Source organism: Brachybacterium phenoliresistens (genome assembly GCF_000576425.1).
Classification (GTDB): Bacteria; Actinomycetota; Actinomycetes; order Actinomycetales; family Dermabacteraceae; genus Brachybacterium; species Brachybacterium phenoliresistens.
Map to the genome: position 1 here is coordinate 1 of NZ_KK070001.1, position 18,967 is coordinate 18,967.

Consider the following 18,967-nt stretch of genomic DNA (forward strand, 5'->3'; position numbering starts at 1 on the left):
CAACCCCTAAAGCTTAGAGGCTTTCGCTTCCCTCGTCAACTCCGCTCGGTGTGATCCGCGCCGCGAGTCCGATTCAGTTATGAAGCTCAATGCCTGGTCAGCGACCGATCCGGACCCTGAGGATCACTCCTCGTTCCCGTCCCGTTCACCGGGGCACGAGGGAATACATTACGCACGCCCCGACCCCCGCGCAACTCGAGAGCCCACTTTCGGCACGTGTGCTGCGACACGTTCTCCGGATCGCTCCGTTCCGGCCCCACGGCGGGCCGCAGCGGATGCCGGCTCCCGGCTCCTCCCCGGGCTCCTCTCCAGGCCCCGACGAGGTGACCGCTCCTGCCCCTCCGCGCGACGGGAGCCGGTGCCCTGCCGCTCGGAGGAGGGCGGCGGTCCTGCCCCAGAGCGAGCAGTCCTGCCCCATGGAGAGAGCCGACTGCCCTTCTCCACGAGAAGGAGGAGGCGAGGGCGACCGCCCCGCGCACCTACGAGGAGGAGGGGGAGCATGCGACCGCCCGCGCAGCACGCCCACCGCTCCGCCCTCCGGCTCGGATCCCCCGCGTCCCTCGGCCGGCTCCCGGCCCGGCAGCTCCATCCCTCCCACACCATCGGCTGCCCGCCGGGATCCCGGCTCGTAGGCTCGAGGGGCACCGATGCATCGACGAAGGACTCCCGATGGGCTTCACCGCCGGAACCGCACCGCGCCGCACCTACCTCCGCCAGCTGATCGTCGCCGCCGTGATCACCCTGATCTTCGGCGGGGTCGGGACGCTGCTGACCACGATCGCCGCCGTGACCGGAGGGCATCCGGCGCTGTGGATCGTCGGCATCGTCTTCCTCGTGGTGGGTCTGATCGGCCTGATCGGGCTCATCGGCATGGCTCGGGAGCGCCTGGCCGTGGGTCGCGACGCCGGCCGCGCCCTGCAGGAGGTCGCCGTGGGCGGCCCGCTCCCCTCCCCCACCACCCGCTCCGCACCGTGGTCCTGGCCGGATCTCGTGCGCGGCGTCGCCGCGGCCTTCGAGGACTCCCCCTACGTCGTCCATGCGGACGACCACCAGGTCCGGATCACCGCCGACCTCGCCGACGCCCGCTGGATCCAGGTCACCTCCCTCCGCACGTACTCCACGGTCTTCGCCGCGACCCTGACCCGGAAGCGCCCCGGGCTGGCCCGGCGCAACGACGTGCTCCACCACGTCGAGACGACCGCGGGGCCGCTGCGGCTGGGCGCGATCGCGGCCGTGCGCTCGGGCCGCAGCTGGTTCTGGAAGCGGAAGGTGCAGGCGGCCATCGGCCCCTCCGGCTTCCAGAAGGTGGTGGACATCGACTTCTCGACCTCGGACATCAACGGCCCCCTCCAGGACGTCGTGAAGGCCGCGGGCTGGAAGCAGACCCTGGACGCCGAGTCGAAGCTGGCGCTGGCCATGGCGCTGCTCGGAGGGTCCTCGATCATCATCGTCCCGCTCGCGCTGCTCGCCTCCTGGCTCCTGGACCGCTGACCGCGCCGCGCCCGCTCCGCGCCGGACCGCCGCCCGGACGACATACTGTGCTGGTCAGCGCTGGTGCGCCGATGGCGCACGCCCTGGAACGAAGGAGCTCCCCGTGACCGACACCCCGGCCGATCCGGTCGTCCTGCCCGCCCCGCCCGCCTCGCCGCTGCTGGCCGAGGGCGCCCGGCTCGAGAAGGTCGCCACCGGCGCCACCTGGGCCGAGGGGCCCGTGTGGATCCCGCAGCGGCAGGCGCTGCGGTTCAGCGACATCCCCGGGGACCGCATCCTCGAGTACTCCGAGGCCACCGGGCAGCTGAGCGTCCACGCCGAGGGCGTCGAGTTCACCAACGGCCGCACCCTGGACCGCGACGGCACCGTGCTGGAGTGCTCCCACGGCCAGCGGGCCGTGGTCCGGGACCGCGCCGTCGAGCCCGGGGAGGAGCGCCGCGCCGTCGTCGTCGCGGATCGCTTCGGGCCGGCACGGCTGAACTCGCCCAACGACGTCGTGGTCGCCTCGGACGGCGGCATCTGGTTCACCGACCCCTCCTACGGGATCAAGAAGCCGGCCGAGGGCCACGCCGGGCAGGAGGAGTACGGGGATCGCTACGTCTTCCGCCTCGACCCGGCCGACGGCACGGTCCGTCCCGTGGTGATCGACGTGGAGGCCCCGAACGGGCTGGCCTTCTCCCCCGACGAGTCCCTCCTCTACGTCGCGGACTCCTCGCTCTTCCCGGCCGATGAGGCCGCCTCCGCCGCGCGGCCGCGCGGGCACGCCATCCACGTGTACGACGTGGTCGAAGGACGGCATGCGAAGAACGGCCGCATCCTCGCGGAGGTCTCCCCGGGGGTTCCCGACGGGATCCGCGTGGACACGGCGGGGAACATCTGGTCCTCGAGCGGCTCCGGGGTGCAGGTCCTCTCCCCCGCGGGCGAGAAGCTGCTGGACATCCCCGTGCCGGAGCCGACCGCGAACCTCGCCTTCGGCGGCGCCGACGGCACCACCCTGTACATGGTGGCGACGACGAGCCTCTACCGGATCCGCACCACGGCGCGCGACGCGGTGATGGCCGCGCGCGGCACCTGCGCATGACCGCCCCGCCCCCGCTGCGTGCGGCCGATCCCGCCGGGGCGGACGGCGCTGCGGGCCCGGCACCGCTGTCCGGCCGCGGCCGCGCCCTGCACGGGGCGGTCTTCGCGGTCACCGCGCTCACCGCGGTCACGCAGTTCGTGCTCACGGGAACCGGGCCCTTCGATCCGAGCAGTCCCGATCCCGGTACGATTCCGTCGATGGTGCGGTTCTTCTCCTTCTTCACCATCCAATCCACCATTCTTGTCGCCGTGACGTCCCTTCTGCTCGCGATGGGCCGCCCGCTCACCCTGGGACTGAGGGTGCTGCGCGTCGATTCCCTGGTCGCGATCGTGATCACGGCGGTGGTCCACTGGTTCCTGCTGCGCCCGCTGGGCACCGAGCCGGGGATCATCGGCGTCCTGGACACCCTGCTGCACGTGGTGGGCCCGGCCCTGGCCGTCCTCGCCTGGATCCTGGCGGGGCCGCGCACCGCCGTGGGCGCCCCGCGCGGGCTGGGCCTCCGCGTGACGGCCTGGGCGCTGGTGTTCCCGGTCCTGTTCGGCGCCTGGACCTTCCTCCACGGCGCGGTGACGCACTGGTACCCGTACCCGTTCATCGACGTGCCCACGGTCGGCTACGGTCCCGCCGTGGCGATGGCCCTGGGCGTGCTCGCGGCGTTCGTCGTGCTCGCCGCCGGGCTGGAGGGCATCGAGCGGGCGGTGGCCCAGGTCGTCTCGGCGCGTCGCGCGAGACGCGATGGCACGTAATAAGGAACAGCCGATGTTTTCTAAACTCCTGGCGTTTCCTAAAGGACCGAGGGTCGCCTTCCCTTCCTAGCGGAAAGGAATGCAGAGGTCTAATCTGGGGGCATCGGCCGTGGCCCCACGACCGGTGCCGCCGGTCGAGGCCCCACGGCCGGCCCCTACGTCCAGGAGGAGAACCATGTCCGTCGTCGATATGCCCCGCGTCTCCGAGTGCACCGTTGCCGGCTGCTCGTACAACCACGACGGCTGCCACGCCTTCGCCGTGACCGTCGGCCAGGATCATCACTGCGCGACCTTCGTCCCGCTCGACGTGAAGGGCGGCCTGTCCAAGGTCGTCTCGCAGGTGGGCGCCTGCCAGCGCACCTCCTGCGCCTTCAACAAGGACCTCGAGTGCAGCGCCGAGTCGATCCGCGTGGGCGGCGCCGGCACCGACACCGCCAACTGCCTCACCTACACCGAGGCCTGAGCCCCGCCACCGAGCACTACTGGGCCTCGCCACCGAGGCCTGAGCACCGCCGCAGCGACGCGGCACCGAGAGCGCGCGAGCGGGCCGGGGGATCATCTCCCGGCCCGCTCGCGCGCTCTGCCGTCAGGCCTCCCACCAGTCCAGGACCCGCCGGGCGTGCAGCGTGAGCCAGGGCGAGGGCTCTGCCTCGGGGACGTCGACCGCGAACCACACCGCCCCGGGCAGGACGGGCCCCTGCAGCCAGGTGCCGTCCTCCTGCCGGGCGGCGCGGACCATCCCGATCGCCTCGCCCGCCCGGGGATCGGGCGCCGTGCCGTCCAGGGCCGATGCCCGGCGCAGGTGATCCAGCGCCCGCAGCACGCTGTACGCCCAGCGGAAGGGGTACCGGAAGCGGTCCACGAACGGGCCGACGCTCTCCCCCGTGGAGAGACGGCGGTGCAGGTGACGGCGCAGCAGGTACTCCTCGCCCCGCCGGCGCGCCGTGCGCACGGCCTGCGTGCCGCCGGTCGCCTCCTCGAGGGCCAGCAGGCCGCCCAGGGCGTTGATCGTCGAGTGGAACGAGGAGCGCTGCGAGCCCTCGACCCAGTCGCAGTTCCAGCCGCCGTCCTCCAGCTGGTGGGCGAGGAGCCAGTCGGCGATCGCCCCGACCTCCGCCCCCAGCCACAGGCCGTTGGCGAGGGTCATCGCGTTGATGCAGCAGTCCACCTCCCCGTCCCAGTACGGCAGGTCGTCGTACTCCCAGCGGGCGTGGCGGGCCAGGCGCTCCACGGTGCCGTTCTCCCGCAGCGGCGCCGGGTCCATGCCCCATTCGCGCAGGGCCGTCAGGCTCCAGGTGGTCGCGGTCCACGGCTGGCCGGGGAGGTCCTGGTTCGCCGGGTCCTCGAAGAAGCCGCCGGGGAAGTAGGCGCCGCCGGCCCACATGCCGTCCTCGCCCTGCAGGGCGAGCAGCCGCGCACCGAAGCCCTCCTGGGCGATGCGGCGGCGCGTCGCCTGCCACTGCTGCGGCGGCGCCCCGAGCAGATCGCGCTCGACCTGCCAGCGCAGGGCCGGATCGGTCGCCAGGAGCCAGGCGTCCGCGTCGTCGACGGGCATGGGGTCCTCCTCAGCGGGTCAGCCCCGGTGGGCGTACAGGTCGCGCAGCAGCGCGATCTCGGAGAGATGGTGGATGAGCTCGCGGTTGATGTGGGCGACCAGGGTGGCCCGGGGCTCGGCGGCGAAGGGCCCCTCGGCCTCGCCGGTGGGTTGGGAGAGGGCCTCGAGGTCCCAGCTGCGCACCCCCGTGATCCATCGGGCGTACTCGGCGTCGAACTGGGCGAGCGCGCCCGCGGCGGTCCCGGAGTACTCCCAGCTCATGTAGTCCGCCGGCGGCCCGCCGTGGTGGGAGGCGCTGCGCGCGGCGAGCACCCCGACGATCACGTGCCCGAGCCGCCAGGCGATCGTCGTGAACGGGGCGGGAGAGGGCTCGGGGAACTCGAAGTCGATGACGAACTCGCCGCTGCCGCCCTGGACCGCGGCCTCCGACGGCTGGGAGCGCGGGTGCACCGTCCAGACCGTCCGGCCGTCGGCCGTGGGGTCGAAGAGGTACTCCTCGTCGGCGAGCCCCTCGAGGCGGGGCCGCAGGTGCTCGGTGACGTGCCAGTCGATCTGCTCGAGCAGCACCCGGGGGACGTCGAGGCTCTCGCCGTGGGTCGTGGTCATGGTGCTCACCACCCTTCCGGCGGCCAGGTGCCGCCCTCGGCGAGGGCGTTCAGCTCGTAGGTGCCCTTGGCGTCGATGCTCTCGCGGATGATGTCCGCATGCCCGGCGTGGCGGGCGTGCTCCTCGATCTGGTGCATCGCGTACCAGCGCACCGTCCACAGCTTCCTGCCCTCGAACCAGGGCTGGTCCGGGAAGGGGCCCTTCTCGTCGGGATCCGCGGCGCGGATCGCGGCCTCGAGGGCGTCGGCCGCCGTGCGCAGCTCGGCGATGAGGGATTCCGCCGTGTCCCCCTCGCGGACGGCCTCGGGGGTGATGCCGCCCTCGGCCTGGTACTGCTCGGGAGTGCGCGGGGCCGGCGAGCCCATCTCCGGGGCGGCGGCGATGTGCAGGGCCGCGCCCTCGGCCATGAGGATCGCGTGCCGGGCCAGCATTCCCAGGCTCATCGCCGAGGCGCTGGGCGTCTCCCGGATCTGCTCCGGGGTGAGCCCGTGCAGCGCGGTCGCCAGCTGGCGCACCTGCTGGGAGGCGAAGGTGGCGAGCGCGTCGCGCTCGTCGGTGGTCTCGGGGGTCAGGAAGCCCATGGCTGCTCCTCGGTCGGGTCGTCGTGCTGACAGGATGCAGTCTGGCTCACAGTGCGGACAGGAGCTGTCCTCTGATCGCGGCACACTGGTCCCATGAGCGACGTGACGAGACGAGCCCTGCGACTGCTGTCCCTGCTGCAGTCCCGCAGCGTCTGGACCGGGCCGGAGCTGGCCGAGGAGCTCGGCGTGACCACGAGGTCGGTGCGGCGGGACATCGACCGCCTGCGCGAGCTCGGCTATCCGGTGCTGGCCTCTAACGGCCACGGCGGCGGCTACCAGCTGGGCGCCGGCAAGGCCCTGCCTCCCCTGCTGCTGGAGGGCGAGGAGGCCGTGGCCGTCGCCGTGGGGCTGCGCCTGGCGGCCGGGTCGGGGATCGAGGGCCTGGACGAGCAGGCGCTGCGCGCGCTCACCGCGATCGACCGGATCCTCCCGCCGACGGTCCGGGCCGAGGTCTCCGCGATCAGCGAGGTCCTGGCGGTCCTGGACTCCGGGCCCTCGGGCGTCACCTCGCCGACGCTGTTGACCCTCGCCCGTGCCGCGCGCGAGGGCGTGGAGGCCCGCATCGACTACGAGCGCCGCGACGGCGAGCGCATGATGCGCCGGGTGGAGCCGTACCGCGTCCTGTCCGTGGCCCGACGCTGGTACCTGTTCGCCTGGGACCGCGATCGCGAGGACTGGCGCACCTTCCGCCTGGACCGCATGCACGAGGCCCGCGCCACGACGTTCCGCTTCACCCGCCGCACCACGCCGGACGTCGAGTCCTATGTGCGCGAGTCGCTCAGCGTGGGCGCCTACGCCACCCAGGCCGAGGTCCGCGTGCTGCGCCCGCTCGAGGAGGTCTCCCCGCACGTCCCGGCGATGATCGGCACGCTCACGGCCGATGGCCCCGACGCCTGCCTGCTGCGCATCGGCGCCTGGGACCTGCGCTGGGTCGCCGCCCATCTGGCCTACCTGGACCTGCCGATCGAGGTCGTCGACCCGCCGGAGCTCATCGCGGAGATCGCGGGCATCGGGGCGTGGGCGAGCGGCGGAGCTCAGCGCGCGGCCGGCTCCGAGGGGGCGTAGGCGCGCAGGAAGGCGGCGCATCCCGCGGACCCAGGATTCCCCGCGTGTCGTCCCAGCCGGGACGGAGGTCAGGGGACCAGGCTGTCCGGCATGAGCACCACGCACCGAGCATCGAGGTCGCTGCCGGGCCGTGACCTCTGGTCGCGCGGGACCTCCCGCACCCCCCGGTCCGGCGCGCTCCCCATCGTCATCCCGGCCCCGACCGTCGAGGAGCGCACCGTGCCCCGCACCCCGCGCACCGTCGAGCTGCCCGCCCGGCTGCGGGACGGGCTGTGGGACGGCCGGTCCCTGCGCGACCTGGGCGAGCTGTACGACCGCTGAGGTCAGTCCGCGACGGGCAGCTCGCCGCTGCGGGCGATCTGCCCGTACCAGCGGGCGCTGGGCTTGACCGTGCGCGCGAACGTCTCCGGGTCCCAGCCGATCAGGCCGAAGGTGGGCCGGTAGCCGCTGGCCCACTCGTAGTTGTCCAGCAGGGACCAGTACTGGAAGCCGCGGACGTCGATGCCGTCGGCCATCGCCCGGTGGACCCCCTCCAGCGAGCCCTGGATGTAGGCGCGGCGGCGGGAGTCATCGGCCGTGGCGATGCCGTTCTCGGTGACCATCAGCGGCACCTGGCCGCTGAGCTCCCAGGCGCTGCGCAGCCCCAGCTCCGCGGCCGGCGGGAAGAACTCCCAGCCGGTCAGCGTGGTCTCGACGCCCTCGGCCACGGGCAGCGGCCCGTTTGGGCCGATGAACGTGCGCGTGTAGGCCTGCACGCCGAGGAAGTCGTCGCCCGCGGAGTTCTCGAGGTACCAGAAGTCGCGCGGATACCCGTACTCGTGGAGCTTCTCGGCGCTGCCCTCCTCGTCGGTGGCATGGAAGGCCTGGGTGGCGATGGTCCAGCCCGAGAGGATCCCGCCCCGGCCGGCGAGGACCTCGCGCGAGGCCCGGTGGGAGGCCAGAAGCTGGTCCGCGACATGCAGGTCGGGGAAGGCCAGGCCGTGGGCGACGAGGTTCTCCGCCTTCTCGCCGCCGGCGAGCATGGCGGCGATGTTCGGCTCGTTGATGGTGCACACGTAGCGCACCCCGTCGAGGATCGGCAGCACCGTCTCCGTGTACCGGGCGAACAGCTCCGGGGCGTCGTCCGCGCGCCAGAACCCGTCGCGCTCGAACCAGCGGGGCACCGTGAAGTGCATGAGCGTGACCACCGGCTCGACGCCGTGCTCGAGGCAGGTGTCGATCATGCGCCGGTAGTGGGCGAGCTCGGCCCGGGAGACGAACCCCCGCTCCGGCTCGATCCGCGCCCACTCGATGCTGAAGCGGTAGGTGTTCATCCCCAGCTCGGCGAGGAGGCGGATGTCCTCGGCGAAGCGGTGGTAGCTGTCGGCCGCATCGCCGCTGGGCTCGACCACGGGCGAGCCCGGCCGATGCTCCATCTCCCACCAGTTCGAGTTCACGTTGTTGCCCTCGATCTGGTGGGCTGCGGTCGCGGCGCCCCACAGGAAGCCGTCGGGGAAGCGGAGGGAGGTCATGGGGACTCCTGTCGTGGAGAGGTGGGGCGTGAAGGGTGGGGCCGGGCCCTGCGGCGGGCCCGGCCGGGGGTCAGGCGCCGTGCACGCGCGCCGGGTCGGGGATCGCCTCGAGCAGGCGGATCGTGTACTCGTCGCGCGGATGCCGCATGACCTGCGCCGTCGGCCCCTGCTCGACGACGCGGCCCTCGTGCAGGACGAGGATGTCGTCCGTGATGAGCCGGGCGCTGAGCAGGTCGTGGGTGATGTAGAGCAGGGACATGCCGGTGCGCTCGCGCAGGTCGCGCAGCAGCGCCAGCACCCCGGCGCGCAGGGACACGTCGAGCATGGAGACGGGCTCGTCGGCGATGATCACCTGCGGATCCGCGGCCAGCGCCCGCGCGATCACCACACGCTGCCGCTGCCCGCCGGAGAGCTGGTGGGGCAGCTTCGCGGCGTACTGCTCCACGGGGGTCAGGCCCACCGTCTCCAGCAGCTCCAGCATCCGCCGGCGCAGCGCCGGCCCGCGCAGGTCGGTGAGGTTCGCCAGCGCCCGCGTGAGCGTGTACTCCACGGTGCTCAGCGGGTTCAGCGCCGAGTACGGATCCTGGAAGACCATCTGCACGGTGCGTCGCAGCTCCCGCAGGGCGCGGCCTCGCAGCGGGCCGATGGAGGTGCTGCCGAGGTGGATGGTGCCGGCGGTCGGCTTCTCCACGCCCGTGATCATCTTCGCGAGGGTCGACTTGCCGCTGCCGGACTGGCCCACCAGGGCCGTCGCCCCGCCGGGCGCCAGGGTGAAGCTGACGTCGTCCACGGCGAGCACGCCGGCGGCGCGGCGCCGCGGCGGCGCGAAGGACTTCGTGACGCCCTCGACCCGCAGCTCGAGCCCGGCCCCGGGGCGCCGGCGCCCGGGCCCATCGGCCGCAGGAGCATCGGCCGCGGCAGCATCGGCCGCGGGAGCATCGGGCCCATCGGCCGCAGGAGCATCGGGCCCATCGGGCCCATCGGCCGCAGGAGCATCGGGCCCATCGGGCCCATCGGCCGCGGGCTCGGGCGCCTCGATGCCCGGAAGGGACACGTGCTCGGCGCGGGGATCGGCGAAGTGGCTCAGCAGCATCCGGGTGTACTCGTGCTGCGGGCGGTGGAGGATGTCCGCGCTGGGGGCGTCCTCGACGATCCGCCCCTCGCGCATCACCAGCACCCGGTGCGCCGATTCGAGGACCACGCCGAGGTCGTGGCTGATGAGGATGGCAGTGAAGCCCTCCTCCGCCTGCAGGGCGCGGATCGTGTCCATCACCGCATGCTGGACGAGGACGTCCAGCGCGGTGGTGGGCTCGTCGAAGACCATCAGCTGCGGCTCCAGGGAGAGCGCGAGGGCGATGGTGACGCGCTGGCGCATGCCGCCGGACAGCTCGAAGGGGTAGCGGTCCAGGACCTCCGGCCCCAGCGACACGCGGCGCACCAGCTCGGCGGCCCGGGCTTCGCGGCGCGCCGGCGCCACGTGCCGGTGGGCGGCGAAGATGTCCCCGAAGTGCTGGCGGATGGTCCGCACCGGGTTCAGGGTGTTCATCCCCGCCTGCAGCACCATCGCGAAGCCGCCCTGGCGCTGGGTGCGAAGCTGCTCGTGGTCCATGCTCGCGATGTCCACGTCCCCGAACAGGATCCGCCCGCCCTCGATGCGGGCCGGCGGACGGGCCAGCGCCGTGATCGCGAAGCCCAGGGTCGACTTCCCCGACCCCGACTCCCCGACCAGGCCGAGGAACTCGCCGCGGCCCACGTCGAAGGACACGTCCTTCACGGCCCGGGTGGGCGTCGCGCCGACCGGCTCGTAGACGACGCTGAGGTCGCGGACGCTGAGCAGGGGTGCCTCCCCGCCCGGGGTGTCCCGGGGGCCGGTGGTGGTCTCGGTTCCGGTCATCGCCCGGTGCTCCCTTCCCGCAGACGGGGATTGCTGATCCCGTCGATGCCGAAGTTGATGAGGGTCAGCGAGGTGGCGAGCAGGGCGATGCACAGGCCGGGCGCGAACAGCAGCGCCCACTGCCCGGTGAGCAGGGCGTTGGAGTTCTGCGCCCAGTAGAGCATCGTGCCCCAGCTGACGATGGTCGAGTCGCCCAGGCCCAGGTACTCCAGCCCGGCCTCGGCGAGGATCGCCGCGGTCGCCGCGCCGAAGAACCCGCCGGCGATCAGCGAGGTCATGTTGGGCAGGATCTCGCGGAAGATGATGCGCGGGGCCCGCTCGCCGGAGAACCGCGCGGCCTCCACGAAGTCGCGTCCGCGCAGGCTGGCGGTCTGGCTGCGCAGCACGCGCGCGCCCCAGGCCCAGCCGGTGATCGCGATGACGGCGATGATCACGGAGATCCCGCCGTCGCTGAGGTACGTGGCCACCACGATCATCAGCGGCAGCCCGGGGATCACCAGGAACAGGTTGACCACGAAGTTGATCACCTCGCCCGGCAGCCCCCGCACATAGCCCCAGCACAGGCCGATCACCACGGAGATGATCGTGGAGATCCCGCCGGCGCCGAAGCCGACCAGCAGCGAGATGCGGGCGCCGTGGATCAGTTGGCTGAGCACGTCCTCCCCCGCCGCGGTGGTGCCCAGCCAGTGCTGGGCCGAGCCCGCGAGGCTGCGGCCGAAGCTGTTGTCCTTCGGGTCGTAGGGCGCGATCCAGGGGGCCAGCACCGCGAGGACCACGAACAGCCCCAGCACGATCAGGCCGATGCGCGCCTTGCGATGGGTCCAGATGGTGCGCAGGCCTCCGCGCAGTCCGGCGAGCGCCGGCGGCAGGGGGCGGGGTGCGGTCTCGGGTGCGCTCATCGCCTCGTCCTCGGGTCGAGAATGCCGTACAGGATGTCCACCAGCAGGTTCGCCACCAGAACGCTGACGGTGATCATGAGGAAGATCGCCTGCATCAGCGGGTAGTCCTGGCCGGTGACGGCGTTGAACAGCAGGAAGCCGATGCCGGGATAGCCGAAGACCTGCTCGACGAGGATCGAGCCGCCGACCACCCCGCCCAGCGCCATGCCGAAGCCGGTGAGGTTGGGAAGGATCGCGTTGCGGGCCGCGTACTTCAGGGCGACGGTGCGGCCGGGGATGCCGTTGGCCTCCGCGAACGTCACGTGGTCCTCGCCGAGGGTGGTGATCATGGCGTTGCGCATGCCCAGCACCCACCCGCCGAGGGAGGTGATGAGCATCGTCGTCGCCGGCAGCGCCGCGTGGTAGACGGCATCGACCACGGTGCCCCAGTCCAGGCCCGGCTGCGTCGTGGCGGAGAACGCCCCGAAGGTCGGGAACAGGTGGGCGACGTAGCCCAGGAAGAACAGCAGCAGCAGCGAGGTCCAGAAGTACGGGAACGTCGTCAGGAAGCTGCCGCCGACGGTGGGCAGGGCGTCCATCCAGGTGCCGCGCCGCCACGCCGCGAGCACGCCGAGCAGGGTCCCGATCACGAAGGACGCGATCGTCACCAGGCCCACCAGGACCAGCGTGTACGGCAGGGCCTGGGCCACGAGACCGGAGACGGGCTCCGGGTAGAAGGCGTAGGAGACCCCGAAGTCCAGCGAGAGGATCTGGCGGAGGTAGTCGACGTACTGCTGGATCAGGCTGCCGTCGGGCACGCCCAGCTGCGCCTCCACGGCGCGGCGCGTCTCCTCGGTGACCGGCCCGTTCTGGGAGAGCTTGGCGATCGCGGCATCGGCCGGGGATCCCGGCATCATGCGCGGCAGCAGGAAGTTCAGGGTGATCGCGGCCCACAGGGTGAGCGCGAACCATCCCCCGCGCTGGAGGAAGTACCGCATCAGGAGGCCTCCTTCTGGGCGCGGCGCAGCCGGGTCAGGACCAGCAGCGGCGAGGACCCGTAGGTCTGCAGCGGCGCGTAGGGGTCCTCGGCGGTGGGCCATCCGGTGAAGCGCGCCTGGTTGTAGAGCCCCCAGAGCCCGCCGTAGTACAGCGCGATGACGGGCAGGTCGGTGTGGAAGAGCCGCTGCAGGGCGTGCAGGATCTCGCTCTGCTCGGCCTCGTCGACGCTGGCGCGGTAGCGGGTGATCAGCTCGTCGGCCTCGGCGCTGCGGTACCGGATGCGGTTGTTCTGGCTGGTCTCGCCGACGGGCACGTAGTACTCGCCCGACATGAGGTTGCTGAACCCCTGGAAGGCGTCGGAGCCGTTGGAGGAGCCCACCGCCACCTGGTAGTCGCCGCTGGAGAGGTTGGCCTCGTAGGCCGCGGGCTGCGGGGCGTCGATGTCGACCGCGATGCCGATGGCGCCCAGCTCGCGCTGGACCTCCTGCACCGCGCGCAGCCAGTCGGTGTAGCCGTTGGCGGTGGTGATCGCGAAGGTGAAGGGCTCGCCCTCGGGGGTGCGCATGGTGGTGCCGTCGTAGGTGAAGCCGGCCTTCTCGAAGGCGGCGATCGCCGCCTGCGTGTCCTGGCCGATGATCCCGCGCTCCGGCAGCGAGGGGTCCAGCAGGTCCTCCTGGTTGGGCAGCAGCAGGCCGGACTGGCTGGCCTCGTCCATGTACCCCTCGGCGGCGACCTCGGCGACCTGCCGCCCGTCCAGCGCCAGCGCGAGGCCGCGGCGCACGTCCACGTCGTCGAAGGGGGCGACGTCGTGGTTGGGGTGCAGGCCGATGATCCCGCCGGGCGGGAACCAGTAGCGGTTGGCGTCGTTCGCGGCCATCCAGGTGTTCTCGACGTCGCTCATGTACGCGTAGGCCCAGTCGTAGCCCTTGGTGACCAGGTCCAGCTCCTCGCTCGCGGCGGGGTACACGAGGTGCTCGATGTCGATCGACGAGGCCTGCCAGTGCCCGGGGAAGCGGTCCAGGGTGTACTGCAGGGCGGTGAAGGTGCCCAGCTGGAACGGCCCGGAGCCCACGGGCTCCTCGTTGCGCCAGGTCGAGGGGTCCGCGACGCCCTCCCAGAGGTGCCGCGGGACGATCACGGTCTGGCCGATGACCGGCAGCGCCGGCGAGTCCGGGCTCTTCAGCGTGATCGCGATGGTGCGTCCGTCGACCTCGAGGGTGTCGATGCGTCCCCAGGCGCCGGCGACGTCGTTGGCCGGGAAGTCCTGCAGCATCCGGAAGGTGTAGTCGACGTCCTCCCCGGTCAGCGGCGTGCCGTCGTGCCAGCTGACGCCTTCGCGCAGCGTCAGCACGATGCGCTGCGGGTCCGGCTGGTCCCAGCTCTCGGCCAGCCACGGGACGAGCTCGCCGTCGAGCGGATTGATCCAGATCAGGGGCTCGTACAGGATCGACGCCGCCGTGCGCTTGTTCGCGTGGAACGGGTTGAAGTTCGCGGTGAAGGTGGGGGTCCCCTTGTCGCCGGCCACGAGCATCGTGTCCGGGCCGATGGTCGGATCGGGCCGGCTGCGGATCTGCAGCGAGCAGCCCGACGCCAGCAGGCTGGTCGCCGCCAGGGAGGCGCCGCCCAGCAGGGTGCGTCTGCGGAGCAGGGGTGGTGCGGATGCCACGGTGGTGCACGTCCTCACGCCGTCGTAGGGAGCGGGGTCGCCGGGCGGCGACCTCAGCGGGCCGCACGACGCGGCCCCGACCTCCGCCGCTCTCCGCGGCGCGGTCGACGACGACTGTATGCGCTTACATTCAGGCGGCGCAACCCCGGCGCCCGGTCCTTGATCGGGCGTGCGGGGAACGGAGAGGGGAGGGGGCGAGGTGACCGGGGCGCACGGATCGGCGTGCACGGAACGGCGCGAGGCCACCGGCGCGGGGGGTCGCGCGCCATGGCCGCTGCGCGAACGATCGGAGTGAATCCGTCGCTGCGCCCATCGATCGGAGTAACTCCGTCGCGACGCCGATCGACCGGAGTAACTCCGTCGCTACCTCGCCGGGAAGCGACGGAGTTACTCCGCTCGTGTGTCCGGCCCCTGCCCCGAGCCGGCGCCTGTTGCCGGTGGCGGTGGCGGTGGCGGTGGCGGTGCCGATGCTGCCGGGGATCGGCGGCGACCCGCGCCAGCCCACGCTGGCCCGCCCCGACGGTCGGGGGCTCAGCCGAGGGGGTTCAGCCGAGGGGGCCGCAGCTCGTGCGCAGGAGGACGTCCACCGGCAGCTGCAGGTCGCGCGGGGCGGCGTCCGGGTCCGCGAGGCGGCGCAGCAGCAGCTCGACCGCGCAGATCCCCAGGTCGATCATCGGCTGGCGCACCGTGGTGAGGGTCGGGGTGCTGTAGCGGGACTCGTCGATGCCGTCGAAGCCGGTGACCACGCAGGTCCCCGGCACGTCGACCCCGCCCTCGCGCAGCGCCGCGAGCGCCCCCAGGGCGCTCTGGTCGTTCGCGCCGATCACCGCCGCGGGGATCTCCTCCTCGAGCTGCGCCGTGACCGCGTCGTGCCCGCCCTGCCAGGTGAAGTCGGCCATCGCCGTGTGCCAGGGGACGTCCTGGCCGGCGACGGCGTCGTGGAATCCCCGGGCGCGTCCCGCGGCATCGGGCGAGTCCGGCGGGCCGGCGAGGTAGAGCACGGGCCCCGGGGGCTTCACGGCGAGGACGTGGCGCACCAGGGCGGACATGCCGCCGCGGTTGTCGACCCGCACCGCATCGGCCCCTGTCCCGCCCTCCCCGGCGACCGTCACCATCGGGGTGCGGCCGATGCTCCCCCGGAGCAGCTCGTCGGGGACGGTGCGCGCGACGACCGCGAGGGCGTCCACCCGTCCGGCGAGGTCGTGCATCACCACGTCCCGGCTCACGCTGGTCCCGGCCGCGACGAGCAGGGCGTAGCCGGCGCGCCATGCCGCCGCCTCCGCCCCGCGCACGAGCTGCTCGAAGTAGCGGTTGCGGTACGGATCGGCCTGGCGTCCGTCGCGGTCGTCGAGGAACTCCACGACGGCGGGCGCTCCGTCCTCCGCGGGGAGGCGCCGGCTCGTCGCCGGGATGTCGTGGCCCGGGATCAGCAGGCCGAGCACGCCGGTGCGCCGATCGGCCAGCCCGCGGGCGCTCGCGTTGGGCACGTACCCGAGCCGCCGCACGGCCTGGAGCACGCGCTCTCGCGTCGAGACGCTCACCTTCTCGGGGCTGCGCAGCACGCGGGAGACCGTGGCGATCGAGACGTCGGCCTCGCGCGCGACGTCGTAGACGGTCGGGGACTTGCTCTCGGCCACGCCAGGCCTTTCAGGAGACGCCGGGATCGGCGCAGGGACGGGACCGTGGCACCGTACCCGACGGCGCGGCGCGGCACTCTGCGCGGGCGGGCCCGGGGCTCAGAACGCGTACGGCCCGAACCGCATCCACGCCACGAACACCGAGAGGATGCCCAGCACGATCGCGGGCATCGCCGCCGGGAGGTCGTCCTCCTCGCGGCGCAGGTGCAGCAGCGCGGCGAACACCATGGTGATGCCCAGCCCCGCGGCGGCGAAGGCCGTCAGCCAGGGGGCGATGCCGAGCGCTGCCGGGAGGATCAGGCCGATCGCCCCGAGCACCTCGAGCGCTCCGATGCCGCGCACGGAGGGATGCGGGAACTGCTCGACCCACGGCGTCCGTTCGATCAGTCGTTCACGGGAGCTGACCAGCTTGGTGGTCCCCGAGGTCGCGAAGACCACCGCGAGAAGTCCGGCCAGGGTCCACAGGAGGATCTCCATCTGCCCATCTCCTTCGGCGAGCCGGCGCCTCCGGCGGCCGGGGCGGCCACCTGCGCCGGGTATCAAGTATCTCTCCGACATCGGCCGATGTCATGCGAACGCGCAGGTCGATTCGTCCGAGGCTCGCCACGGGGCGTCCCGGGACCGCGGCCTGCACCCTGGCCGGCCGATCCCGCGGGGTCTCAGCGCGAGGGGCGGTCGCTCCGGCGGGCACGGGGCATCGGGTAGGGTGCCGGGCGTGACACGGGGTGCCGCCACGCGCGGCTGAGAACATACCCGTCGAACCTGATCCAGTTCACGCTGGCGGAGGGATTGTCGCAGCGGCCGCGCGCCGGATGCCCCGGGTGATCGGCGCATCCGTGCAGGTCACGCTCGGGGGTGCCTCTCGCCGAATCGAGAGGCAGACGATGACCGATCCCGTCCCCGCAGCCCAGCCCGATCCCACCGCGCAGCCCGATCCGACGGCCCAGCCCGATGCGGCTCCCCGCGGCTCCGCGGCACCTCCCGCGCCCTCCTCCGCCCCTGCGCTCTCCGAGCAGGTCGTCGTGGTCACCGGCGGCGCCCGGGGCCTGGGCCGTGCGATCACCGAGGCGTTCCTGCGCGAGGGAGCCCGGGTGGTGATCGACCATCTGCGCAGCGCCGACGCCGCCCGCGAGATCGCCGCCGCGCACGAGGGGCGGGCCCTCGCCGTGCGGGCCGACGTCCGCGACCGCGCGGCGCTGGACGCCCTGTTCGCCGAGGCCGAGGACCACTTCGGAGCGCCGGTGAGCACCGTCGTCTCCAACGCCCTGACCGACTTCGCCTTCGACGGCGATGCCCGCCCGAAGGCCGCGGAGATCGGCTACGAGGCCTTCGCCGCCCAGTTCGCCGGATCCGTCCAGGGCACCGTCAACCTGGTCCAGGCCGCCCTGCCCCACTTCGACCGCGCCGGTTCCGGGCGGGTCGTCACCATCGGCACGAACCTGTTCCAGAACCCCGTGGTCCCCTACCACGACTACACCGCGGCGAAGGCGGCCCTGCTGTCCCTGACCAGGACCTTCGCCGCAGATCTGGGCCCGCGCGGGGTGCGGGTGAACATGCTCAGCGGCGGCCTGCTGCGCACCACCGACGCGAGCGCCGCGACGCCCGAGGCGGTGTTCGACGCGATCGCGGCGAGCACCCCGCTGGGGTCGGTGACCACCCCCGAGGAGTTCGCCGACGCCGTGCTGCTGCTGGCCTCGCCGCTCTCCCGGGCGATCACCGGCCAGAACCTCGTCGTCGACGGCGGGCTGGTGAAGGACTGATGACGGCCGCACCGCGCCCCATCCACCTGAACCTGTTCGCCCACGCCTGCGGCCACCACTCGGCGGCCTGGCGGCGGCCCGGCTCCGATGTGGCGCGGCTGGGCGACATCGGCCGATGGGAGGAGCTGGCGCGCCTCGCCGAGCGCGGGACGCTGGACGCGCTGTTCCTCGCGGACGGGCAGTCCGCGGGCGTCCCCGGGATCGCCGGCGGGCCGCGCTGGTTCTTCGAGCCGATCACCGCGCTCACCGCGATGGCCCGGGCGACCACGCACCTGGGCCTGGTCACGACGATCTCGAGCACCTTCTGGCAGCCGTTCCACGCGGCGCGCATGCTCGCGAGCCTGGACCACATCAGCGGCGGCCGCGCCGGGATCAACGTCGTCACCTCGATGACCGACGAGGAGGCCCGCAACCACGGCATGGACGCGCTGCCGCCGCATGCCGAGCGCTACGCGCGGGCCGATGAGTTCATCGAGGCGATCACCGCCCTGTGGGACTCGTTCCCGGCCGAGGCGATCCTGCCCGACGGCGGCGCCACGGTCTACGCGGACGTCGAGCGGATCCGACCCATCGACCATCGGGGCGAGAGCTTCCGGGTCGCCGGGCCGCTGAGCATCCCCTCCCCGCCGCAGGGCCGGCCGGTGCTGTTCCAGGCCGGCAGCTCGGAGCCCGGGCGCGATCTCGCCGCCCGCCATGCCGAGGGGATCTATGCCGTGGCCTGGGACATCCCCATGGCGACGGAGTACCGCGCCGACATCCGCGCGCGGGCCCGGGCGCAGGGCCGGGACCCGGATTCGATCGTCGTCATGCCGGGGCTGGTCACCTACATCGGCCGCACCGAGCAGGAGGCGCGGGAGAAGAAGGCGGCGCTGGATGCGCTGCTGCCGGCGCGGGAGTCCCTCGCCCAGCTGTCCTTCTTCATCGGCCAGGACGCGAGCGCCTGGGAGCTGGATGCCCCCGTGCCGGAGCTGCCGCCGCTGGAGGAGTTCACCGGTCCGCAGGGCCGGTATGCCACGGTGCTGCGGATCCTCGAGTCCGCCCCGGCCCGGCCGACGGTCCGGGAGCTGCTGGGGCTGCTCGCCGCCGGCGGCGGGCACGCGACGATGATCGGCACCGCGGAGCAGGTCGCCGACCAGATCATCGCGTGGGTCGACGCGGGCGCGGCCGATGGCTTCAACCTCATGCCCCCGACCCTGCCGGAGAGCCTTGAGGACGTGATCGACCAGGTCATCCCCATCCTCCGGGAGCGGGGCCGGTTCCGGCGGGAGTACGCGGCGACGACTCTGCGCGGCCATCTCTCCCCGGGATAGGGACCTCGCGGCGCGGGCAGCGGGGAGCGCTCCGCTCCTCCTCCCCAGGGCACGTTCGTCCCCATCGTCGGGGTGCCTGTGGCGCGGCCGCGACACGCCGCGGAGGATGAGGGGAGAACGTCTCTTCGCGGAGTAGAGTCGTTCTATCGAACAGGTGTTCGATGCGAGGTGCAGGGGCGCACGATCA

18 protein-coding genes and 1 riboswitch are annotated in these 18,967 nt (G+C 72.9%); of the genes, 8 read left to right on the plus strand and 10 right to left on the minus strand.

The features are described 5' to 3' along the window. Positions 1-669: 669 nt before the first annotated feature. The 4 genes from BF93_RS14855 (at position 670) to BF93_RS14870 (ending at position 3,781) form a co-directional block, all read left to right on the plus strand. Complete coding sequence (locus tag BF93_RS14855; RefSeq protein WP_038373730.1) at positions 670-1,491, plus strand: hypothetical protein; 822 nt, start codon at positions 670-672, stop codon at positions 1,489-1,491. A gap of 103 nt (positions 1,492-1,594) precedes the next feature. After that, positions 1,595-2,572 (plus strand): SMP-30/gluconolactonase/LRE family protein, encoded by a 978-nt coding sequence (locus tag BF93_RS14860; protein ID WP_084148592.1) that lies wholly within the window; start codon positions 1,595-1,597, stop codon positions 2,570-2,572. After that, complete coding sequence (locus BF93_RS14865; RefSeq protein ID WP_051487021.1) at positions 2,569-3,318, plus strand: Pr6Pr family membrane protein; 750 nt, start codon at positions 2,569-2,571, stop codon at positions 3,316-3,318. Before BF93_RS14860 ends, BF93_RS14865 begins: the two co-directional genes overlap by 4 nt. Before the next feature lie 175 nt (positions 3,319-3,493). Continuing rightward, positions 3,494-3,781: a DUF1540 domain-containing protein gene (locus tag BF93_RS14870; protein WP_038373731.1), complete on the plus strand. Its 288-nt coding sequence runs from the start codon at positions 3,494-3,496 to the stop codon at positions 3,779-3,781. A gap of 123 nt (positions 3,782-3,904) precedes the next feature. On the opposite strand, the gene BF93_RS14875 is transcribed toward BF93_RS14870, so the two are convergent. Genes BF93_RS14875 through BF93_RS14885 form a run of 3 tightly spaced genes read right to left on the minus strand, consistent with a single transcriptional unit; the run spans position 3,905 to position 6,060 of the window. After that, positions 3,905-4,873 carry a prenyltransferase/squalene oxidase repeat-containing protein gene (locus tag BF93_RS14875; protein ID WP_038373732.1) on the minus strand — a complete coding sequence of 323 codons (969 nt, stop codon included), beginning with the start codon at positions 4,871-4,873 and terminating at the stop codon, positions 3,905-3,907. A gap of 18 nt (positions 4,874-4,891) precedes the next feature. Continuing rightward, entirely contained in the window at positions 4,892-5,479 is a 588-nt protein-coding gene (locus BF93_RS14880) for a DinB family protein (protein WP_038373802.1), read from the minus strand. Between the two features lie 5 nt (positions 5,480-5,484). After that, the gene (locus BF93_RS14885; protein WP_038373734.1) at positions 5,485-6,060 is read right to left on the minus strand and encodes a mycothiol transferase; all 576 of its coding nucleotides are present in this window, start codon (positions 6,058-6,060) and stop codon (positions 5,485-5,487) included. 93 nt (positions 6,061-6,153) lie between these two features. Between BF93_RS14885 and BF93_RS14890 the strand changes: the two genes are divergently transcribed. Both BF93_RS14890 and BF93_RS14895 read left to right on the plus strand, forming a co-directional pair. Further along, positions 6,154-7,125, plus strand: a complete 972-nt coding sequence (locus BF93_RS14890; protein WP_038373736.1) for a helix-turn-helix transcriptional regulator — start codon at positions 6,154-6,156, stop codon at positions 7,123-7,125. A 90-nt stretch (positions 7,126-7,215) separates the two neighbouring features. Further along, positions 7,216-7,446 carry a hypothetical protein gene (locus BF93_RS14895; RefSeq protein ID WP_038373737.1) on the plus strand — a complete coding sequence of 77 codons (231 nt, stop codon included), beginning with the start codon at positions 7,216-7,218 and terminating at the stop codon, positions 7,444-7,446. A 2-nt stretch (positions 7,447-7,448) separates the two neighbouring features. On the opposite strand, the gene BF93_RS14900 is transcribed toward BF93_RS14895, so the two are convergent. From BF93_RS14900 to BF93_RS14930, 7 genes are all read right to left on the minus strand, one after another. Then, a complete protein-coding gene (locus tag BF93_RS14900; protein WP_038373738.1) occupies positions 7,449-8,636 on the minus strand; it encodes a glycoside hydrolase family 1 protein in 1,188 nt (395 codons plus the stop codon). A 70-nt stretch (positions 8,637-8,706) separates the two neighbouring features. Continuing rightward, positions 8,707-10,530, minus strand: coding sequence for an ABC transporter ATP-binding protein (locus BF93_RS14905; RefSeq protein WP_051487022.1), 1,824 nt, complete (start codon positions 10,528-10,530; stop codon positions 8,707-8,709). After that, positions 10,527-11,429 carry an ABC transporter permease gene (locus tag BF93_RS14910; protein ID WP_038373739.1) on the minus strand — a complete coding sequence of 301 codons (903 nt, stop codon included), beginning with the start codon at positions 11,427-11,429 and terminating at the stop codon, positions 10,527-10,529. Before BF93_RS14910 ends, BF93_RS14905 begins: the two co-directional genes overlap by 4 nt. Beyond that, entirely contained in the window at positions 11,426-12,406 is a 981-nt protein-coding gene (locus BF93_RS14915; protein ID WP_038373740.1) for an ABC transporter permease, read from the minus strand. Before BF93_RS14915 ends, BF93_RS14910 begins: the two co-directional genes overlap by 4 nt. Continuing rightward, on the minus strand, positions 12,406-14,073 hold the full coding sequence (locus tag BF93_RS14920; protein WP_232226457.1) for an ABC transporter substrate-binding protein: 1,668 nt from the start codon (positions 14,071-14,073) through the stop codon (positions 12,406-12,408). Before BF93_RS14920 ends, BF93_RS14915 begins: the two co-directional genes overlap by 1 nt. 545 nt (positions 14,074-14,618) lie before the next feature. Then, positions 14,619-15,710, minus strand: a complete 1,092-nt coding sequence (locus BF93_RS14925) for a LacI family DNA-binding transcriptional regulator (RefSeq protein ID WP_038373741.1) — start codon at positions 15,708-15,710, stop codon at positions 14,619-14,621. Positions 15,711-15,809: 99 nt separating this feature from the next. Beyond that, the gene (locus BF93_RS14930) at positions 15,810-16,187 is read right to left on the minus strand and encodes a DoxX family protein (protein WP_038373742.1); all 378 of its coding nucleotides are present in this window, start codon (positions 16,185-16,187) and stop codon (positions 15,810-15,812) included. Positions 16,188-16,421: 234 nt separating this feature from the next. Beyond that, positions 16,422-16,517, plus strand: a riboswitch (TPP riboswitch). 77 nt (positions 16,518-16,594) lie between these two features. On the opposite strand from BF93_RS14930, the gene BF93_RS14935 reads away from it, so the two are divergent. Together BF93_RS14935 and BF93_RS14940 are read left to right on the plus strand one after the other, a co-directional pair. Beyond that, positions 16,595-17,470 carry a 3-oxoacyl-ACP reductase gene (locus BF93_RS14935; protein ID WP_084148597.1) on the plus strand — a complete coding sequence of 292 codons (876 nt, stop codon included), beginning with the start codon at positions 16,595-16,597 and terminating at the stop codon, positions 17,468-17,470. Next, on the plus strand, positions 17,470-18,780 hold the full coding sequence (locus BF93_RS14940; protein ID WP_038373744.1) for an LLM class flavin-dependent oxidoreductase: 1,311 nt from the start codon (positions 17,470-17,472) through the stop codon (positions 18,778-18,780). Before BF93_RS14935 ends, BF93_RS14940 begins: the two co-directional genes overlap by 1 nt. Positions 18,781-18,967: the final 187 nt, after the last annotated feature.